The sequence below is a fragment of the Bifidobacterium pseudolongum subsp. globosum genome, from assembly GCF_004155535.1.
GTDB lineage: Bacteria > Actinomycetota > Actinomycetes > Actinomycetales > Bifidobacteriaceae > Bifidobacterium > Bifidobacterium pseudolongum_C.
On the sequence record NZ_RYUH01000010.1, the window covers coordinates 405384 to 412680 of the forward strand.

The window sequence follows — 7297 nt, forward strand, 5'->3', positions numbered from 1 at the left end:
AAGTCAATCCACCAGATCGACGATGCACGGCACGTCCATTTCGAGCATCGTCTGCGAGCCGTGTACACCCGGCATACCCATCGCGCCTTCCGTCTGCGTGCGTGAATCGACAAGTGTCACGTTGCGCGCGGCCTGCACGATCACGTCGCCGAGCACTTCGCGCGTGTGCGCCGAAACGGGCCCGAACAGGCCCGCTTCAATCGCCTCGTCTTTCGTGCGCACCCACGCCTTGCCCTCGAGCCGCGTGCGCCAACGTTCGGCGAGCGCCCCGACGTCACACCCCTCGTCCGCATACAGCATGACCGACCTCGGTTCGCCGCCTACCATCGCCACGTCCTGCGTGAGCTGCGGGTCGAGCGCGATGTCGATGCGTTCGGCCGGGTCGGCGGCCACCATGCCGTGGTCGGCCACCACCACGATCGCCGTGCCGCGCGGGGCGAGCCTGCGCAACGTGTCGAGCTGGTCGTCGATCTTTTCGAACTGCGCGACCCATTCCTCGGATTCCCAGCCTTCGGCGTGCCCGGTCTTGTCCACATCGCGCAGATACAGGTAGGTCAATCCCGGCTCCTGTGCGCTCTGCGCGGCGGCGCGCACGCGGGCGAGCGGGGTGTCATGCCCAATGTATTGGGCACCGCGCAGAGTGGCGCGAGTCAGTGGCGACGATTTGAAGCGCGTCAACCCCACGCTCGTTACACGCACGCCACGGCCGGTGAGCAGTTCGAACACCGTGGGCTCGTGTTGCAGCTCTTCGGGCGGCTCCGCACCGCGGAACTGGATGAGTTGGCTCATCTCGCCAGTGCGCGCATTGCGTTGCGTATAGCCGGTCATCGCCGTCAACCCTGGGCACGTGCCGGTGCCGAACGTGGCCATCGCGGCCGTGGTGGTGCTCGGCGCGCATGTGGAGATGGGGCGCTGGTTGCTGGGCTCTTTCATGAGCGCGCGCAGGTAGTTCGCGTGCGCGAGGCGCATCGCGAGGTTCCAATAGCCCAGGCCGTCCACGAGCACCACGACCGCCGCGCGCGCCTGCGGAATGCCGAGCGCGCGCTGCAGGGCGGCCGGGTCGGCGTGCACGGCCGTCTCGACCGGCGCGCCGATTGCCGCGGACAGCGCCGGCAGCACCGATGAGATGTGGAGCGCGCCACCGCGCGGCTGTGTGCATGCCGGCGTGAACGGCGCGGGCACGTCCATGTGCTGCGCGGTGGCCAGCGCGTCGCCGTAGTGCGCGGTCGGCACAAAATCCAGCAGGGTGTGCAGGTCTGGGACGTCTATGCTCATGCCTTCCATGATGCCGCGGTTGATGGACGCGCGTTGAACAGCGCTGCGTCGTAATCACAGCCTTCCTATAGCACATGGAAATCACGGTACGTGGCCGTTCACCGGGCGGAAATGCGCCATGCCCAAAGCTGCGGCATAATCGGTGGAAGCATATCGGGCGATACTTGCTTGAGTACTTTCAGTTCTGTCATGACGACACCCGTTTATGACATTTGGGGCATGCTGGAACTGAGAGTCGTTATATAACGATGTGCGCTCATCGGTGCTAGTGGAGAGGCTGGTGGGCATGGAGTAGGGAGCCTGCAGGGAAAGGGGCGGTTAATGTATCACATTGCGGTTGTGGACGATGACGCAGAGCAATGCGCTGGCCTGCAACACAGAATCCAGGATCTTATCGAACCCAGCATGGAATGCTGCATAAGCCTCCACAGCAGTCTTGCGGAACTGGACGAGCAGAACGTGGATATTGTGTTCGCGGACATCTGCTTGGACGGAGGTGAAAACGCGATAGAAGAGGTCATGCAGCTGTTTTCGGAACGTCCCGAAGTGCAGGTCATCTACGTCACCGGCCACACCGAGTATTGCTCCGCGGTCTATGAGACGCGGCATATCGGTTTTCTGGTCAAGCCCGTCAGCACCGTGGATCTGGCCAACGCCCTGCGCCGCGCGTTCAACCGGCTGCGCGATCTGCGCGAACAGCCCTTCGCCGTGCATTTCGGCACTACGTCGTATGTGGTGCGCCCTGAACAGATCCTCTATGTGGAAAGCAAGCTGAGGGTGGCTATCTTCCACTGCGCGAACCAGCGCGAAATCCGCACCTACATGAAACTCTCACAAGTGGAATCACGCTTGCCCGACCACTTCTGCCACTGCCACTCGAGCTATATCGTGAATTTCGATTTCGTGGACGCGATCACCCGCAACAACTTCATACTCACCGATGGCACACGCGTGCCGATCAGCAACCGGCGTTGGACCGAAACCAACGACGCATTCTGGCGTCATGCCCATGGCATCGAGGACTGAGCGCCCATGATCAGCGTCGTCTCCCAATGGCTGCCTCCCTTCTTGTTGTACTGTCTGGTGTTATTCACGCGGATCCACGAAATCATCCGCATGCTCCCCTGCCACACCGTGGGCGTGCGTATCGCCCTACTGTTGGCGACGCCAGCTGCGGTGGTGAGCCCCACGTTGCACTGCGTGCCCATGAGCGTCTGGACACTGGCGGTGTGGTCCGCGCTCAACTGCTGCATCTATGTTGGTCTGCCGCTCTGGTATTCACGGGGCCCATGGCGTCAACGCCTGTACATGGTGATTCATCTGGCCCTGATCTTCCTCATCTCCTACCTGCTCGTACTCGCCCTCAACCATGTGCGTGGCAAACTCGGGTATGCCTCACTCCCCCCGCTTATGAACCAAGCGTGCGGCACGGTCATCGAAATCGGGCTGATCATCGTACTGTGCCATGCCACCGACCGGTACGCGCTGCGCATCATCCCGCGCGCCGGCAACCGGTCGTTCGATCCGTTCCTCTTCTTCTCGGTGCTGCAATCCTTCATGATCGGGCTTGCCGTGCTCGTCATCAGCATGCGCGGCATCACGGACCCCGTGTTCATCGCATGCACATTCGTATGCGCATGCGCGTGCCTGCTCACGGACCTCGTGCTGGGATCGATCATCTGGCGCGAACACGACATGCGCGCGAAACAGCATGAGGCCGATGCCAAGCAGATCATCCTCGACTCATATGTGGAGAGCACAGCGAATCTCATGCAGCGCGCGGAGACGATGGCGAAACGCAGGCATGACGCACGCAACCAACTGGCGGTGATCCAGCTGCTGGCACAACGTGGGCAGACGGAGCAGGCACTGCGACATGTGCATCAACTGCGAGAGGAATGCACGCGGGAGATGCGGCAATGAACGCACTCGACTGGACGTTATTCGCGCTCACGCAGATCCCATTATTCGTTGCGTTTGCCTCACTGCCGCGCATGCTGCGCAACGTGCGGCGTGTGCGCGTGGTGACACATGCGCTGTTCCCGCTCAGTCAGGCCGCGTTCATCGGACTGCAGATGGCGTATGCGCTCGACGCGCGCGACTGGCCGTATGTTGCGGCGCTCGCAGTCTGCTCACTGATTTGCGCGGGCATAGACGTGCTGCTCGTGCGGCACTTGGTGGCCTCGGAACAGCGCGACATGCAGGACAACCGCGTGCGTCTGCTCGACGTGCAGACCGAAGCACAGCGCCGCCGCATGCGTGAATTCCGAGCTGAGACGCAGAGCGTGCACACGGATTATGCGCGGTTCGTGGAGCGCCTCGACCAGATTGACACCGATCTGCGCAACGGCGCCAGTGAGCAGGCGGTGGAGCGGTCGATCCAGAGCGCATCGAATGCGTTCTGCCCCCATACCGCGCGCATGTGCGAGAATCTGGCGGTGGACGCGCTGCTCGCGATGAAGATGCACGATGCACAGCGCCGCGGCATCGACGTACAGTGTGACGTGCGCGTCAGCCACCACACGCCGTTGAGCGATGTGGAACTGTGCGCGGTGTTTGCCAATCTATGCGACAACGCGATCCATGCGTGCGTGCGGATACGCGAGCATGGTGGGGGCGGTGGGAGTGGCAGTGCATGGATATGCATACGAGCACGGGCCGACGCCCGGCAGTGCGTCGTCAATGTGACCAATGCATACCGTGCGGATGCAGCGGACGACGGTGGACCGCACTGCGCCGAACATGTGGGTTTTGGCGATACGACCATCCCCGAACACGGCTGGGGCCTCTCGATTCTCGAATCGATAGCCGCACAACATGGCGGCGAATGCACTTCCATGCCATGTGACGGGTATTGGCTGGCCGTGTTCCGGGCGTGAGCATAGGTGGGGTGTGGAACGAACCAAGACGTTCGTTTCACACCCCACTTTGTTGTTGAATCACGGTCTTGGGGTTTGGTGTTATTTGTTGAGGTGGTTGTCGAGGCGGTGGATGAAGGCGGCCATGTCCTGGCGGTAGACGCTCGTCATGCCCTCGAACCTCCACGAGCCGTCATCGTTGCGGTAGCCCTGGCTGATCCCGGAGCCGCCCAGCCATTGCACGTCCGCCATGTGGGGCGTGGCCGCGGTCACGTCGGTGAAGTCGGTCTTGGGGTTGACTCCTCCGTCCTTGCCGGCCTTGGCGGCCAGTCGTTTGAGGAACGCGGCCATGTCCTGGCGCACCACCGGGCTCATGCCCCGGAACGTGGACGAGCCGTCCGCCTCCTTCCAACCCTCCGAGATGCCGGCGTGGGCCAGCCACAGGATGTCCTCGGCGTGCGGCGTGTCCTTGGTCACGTCCTTGAAGCGCTTCCAGTCGCTGTCGGTCGGCTTCCAGTCGGCCGCGTCGCCGACGCCCCGGTTCCTGGCCTCGCGGCGCAGGAACGCGGCCATGTCCTGGCGCACCACCGGGCTCATGCCACGGAACGTGGACGACCCGTCCGCCTCCTTCCAACCCGTGGAGATCCCGCTGTCCGCCAGCCATTGGATGTCCCCGTGATGCGGTGTCGACCCTGACACGTCACGGAACGTGATCCTGGCGGGTGTGGCCGCGGTCCATTGTGCGTACAGCGTCAGGTCCGTGGTGACGGGCTTGGTGAAGTCGTATCTGGTGCCGCCGGTCTTGGCGGTGTACCAGCCGGCGAACGTGTAGCCGGTGCGCGTGGGCGCAGCAGGCGCAGTGACCGTCTTTCCGGAGACGACCGAGACCACCGTGTTGCCCGATCCCCCGTTCGCATCGAACGCGACCGAGAACGACGGCGCTTCAAACCGCACCTGCGCGTGCAGCGGCTCGTACGCGTCGCTGAACCGATAATCGTAGGTGACACGTCCGCCGGCGCTGGTCGGTGTCAGCACCGTGCTTTGCAGCCTGCCGCCCTGCACATTCGAGATGCGCGACACGTCAATACCCGGAGCCGCCTTCGCCAGATCCAACGAGGAGGCCGACACCGGACCAAACTCCCGTTGGCCGGACACATCCGGATTGATGGAGTTCGCGACGCCGCCAACCCACAACAGCCGATTGTCGTTGAGATGCAGGTTCGTGAGTGCGGTGTTGTGGCTCAGATCCACCGAGGAGAGCTGATTTTCGCCGAGATACAGGTCTGTGAGTGCGGTGTTGTGACTCAGATCCAGTGAGGACAGTTGATTTTCACCGAGTCCCAGCCATTCGAGTGCGGTGTTGTGACTCAGGTCCACCGAGGAGAGCTGATTGTCGCTGAGGGACAGTTTTGTGAGTGCGGTGTTGTGACTCAGGTCCACCGAGGACAGCTGATTGCTGTAGAACTCCAGCTCTGTGAGTGCGGTGTGGCGGCTCAGATCCACCGAGGACAGGTAGTTACGGGAGAGCGCCAGTTTTGTGAGTTTGGTGTTGTGACTCAGGTCCACGGAAGACAACTGGTTGCCTTCGAGATACAGCTCTGTAAGTTTGGTGTTGTGGCTCACGTCCACCGAGGACAATTGATTGCATCCGAGCCACAGGTATGTGAGTGCGGTGTTGTGGCTCACATCCACCGAGGACAAATGATTGTCGCCGAGCGACAGTTTTGTGAGTTTGGTGTTGTGGCTCACGTCCACCGAGGACAACTGATGATTGCCGAAGAGCTCCAGCTCTGTGAGTGCGGTGTTGTGACTCAGATCCACCGAGGACAACTGATTCCATTCGAGGGCCAGCTTTGCAAGTTTGGTGTTGTGGCTCACGTCCACCGAGGACAACTGATTACTGTAGAGTCTCAGTTCTGTGAGTGCGGTGTTGTGGCTCACGTCCACGGAGGACAACGGGTTAGCGCCGAGCCAAAGGGTCGTGAGTTTGGTGTTGTGGCTCACGTCCACGGAGGACAACTGGTTGATGTAGAGATACAACTCTGTGAGTTTGGTGTTGTGGCTCAGGTCCACCGAGGACAACTGATTGTTGTCAAGAGCCAGATATGTGAGTGCGGTGTTGTGGCTCAGGTCCACCGAGGACAACTGATTGAAGCCGAGCAACAGAGTCTTGAGTGCGGTGTTGTGGCCTAGGTCCACCGAGGACAACTGATTGTTGTTGAGACGCAGGTCTGTGAGTGCGGTGAAGTACTCGATGCCTTTCACGGATTTGATGCCGCGTTCATACGCGTACATCTCGGTCACGTCGGCCAGCTCCTGCTGGCTGAGGGTGCCGTTGTTGTTCGTGTCGTATTGCTGGACCACGGTACGGAACGCCGGGTCGGGGAAGTGCTCGGCGTCGAGCGGGACGCCGGTTTCGGCGGCGATGCCGGTCGTGCAGGGGATCATCATCAGCGCCGACGCCAAAAAGGCGCCGAGGGCGCGTCGCGCGGCGCGCGGTCTTGTGGCGGTGTCCATGTCGTTGCTCCTTCATCCTTCTCGTTGTGCTGCCATGGGGACATGCATATGGGAATGCCATGTTGATAAGGACCTCTCATTTTGTCCTTACGGCTCAAAGTAGCAGCGCGTCATCAGCGGGGATGCTTGGGGGGAAGAAATACCGGACGACGGGTAAGAAGTGCCGGAAGGGTCGGATGGCATGGATGGCCGCTGGTCACGCATCAGGGGAACGCCGCGGGCGGCGCGTTGGTGTGCCGTACGAGTTCATGACGTTGAGTATTTCCCATTACACGGATATGGTCGGCGATGGTTCAGGGCGGGAACGGACCAGTTAACATCCCGTTTCGTCGGTTGGGGTGATTGTTTAGGTCGTTGGTAGATTCCACACCGGGTCCGAGAACGACGGGGGCGTCCGCACACGGATCCCGTTGTGCGGACGCCCCCGGTCATGTCGTCACGGAAGGCTGTAGGGCCTTATTTGTTGATGTGGTTGTCGAGGCGGTGGATGAAGGCGGCCATGTCCTGGCGGTAGACGCGGGTCATGCCCTCGAACCGCCACGAGCCGTCCGGGTTGCGGTAGCCCTGCGAGATGCCGGAGCCGCCCAGCCATTGCACGTCCGCCACATGGGGCGTGGCGTTCGTCACGTCACTGAAGTCCGTCTTGG

5 protein-coding genes and 1 pseudogene are annotated in these 7297 nt (G+C 61.7%); 3 read left to right on the forward strand and 3 right to left on the reverse strand.

Annotation, left to right across the window (positions count from 1 at the left end; genetic code table 11):
* Positions 1-3: 3 nt before the first annotated feature.
* Positions 4-1275 carry an alkaline phosphatase family protein gene (locus tag PG2093B_RS05940; RefSeq protein ID WP_129897694.1) on the reverse strand — a complete coding sequence of 424 codons (1272 nt, stop codon included), beginning with the start codon at positions 1273-1275 and terminating at the stop codon, positions 4-6.
* Positions 1276-1596: 321 nt separating this feature from the next.
* On the opposite strand from PG2093B_RS05940, the gene PG2093B_RS05945 reads away from it, so the two are divergent.
* The 3 genes from PG2093B_RS05945 to PG2093B_RS05955 all read left to right on the forward strand — a co-directional run bounded on the left by PG2093B_RS05945 (position 1597) and on the right by PG2093B_RS05955 (position 4154).
* Positions 1597-2301 carry a LytR/AlgR family response regulator transcription factor gene (locus PG2093B_RS05945; RefSeq protein WP_129897695.1) on the forward strand — a complete coding sequence of 235 codons (705 nt, stop codon included), beginning with the start codon at positions 1597-1599 and terminating at the stop codon, positions 2299-2301.
* 180 nt (positions 2302-2481) lie between these two features.
* Positions 2482-3198: a hypothetical protein gene (locus tag PG2093B_RS05950; protein WP_129897696.1), complete on the forward strand. Its 717-nt coding sequence runs from the start codon at positions 2482-2484 to the stop codon at positions 3196-3198.
* Positions 3195-4154, forward strand: coding sequence for a GHKL domain-containing protein (locus PG2093B_RS05955; protein WP_165369721.1), 960 nt, complete (start codon positions 3195-3197; stop codon positions 4152-4154). Before PG2093B_RS05950 ends, PG2093B_RS05955 begins: the two co-directional genes overlap by 4 nt.
* A gap of 81 nt (positions 4155-4235) precedes the next feature.
* On the opposite strand, the gene PG2093B_RS05960 is transcribed toward PG2093B_RS05955, so the two are convergent.
* Both PG2093B_RS05960 and PG2093B_RS08985 read right to left on the reverse strand, forming a co-directional pair.
* Positions 4236-6650 carry a leucine-rich repeat domain-containing protein gene (locus tag PG2093B_RS05960; protein WP_129897698.1) on the reverse strand — a complete coding sequence of 805 codons (2415 nt, stop codon included), beginning with the start codon at positions 6648-6650 and terminating at the stop codon, positions 4236-4238.
* Positions 6651-7106: 456 nt separating this feature from the next.
* Positions 7107-7297, reverse strand: a pseudogene (locus PG2093B_RS08985) (GH25 family lysozyme); the annotation flags it as partial.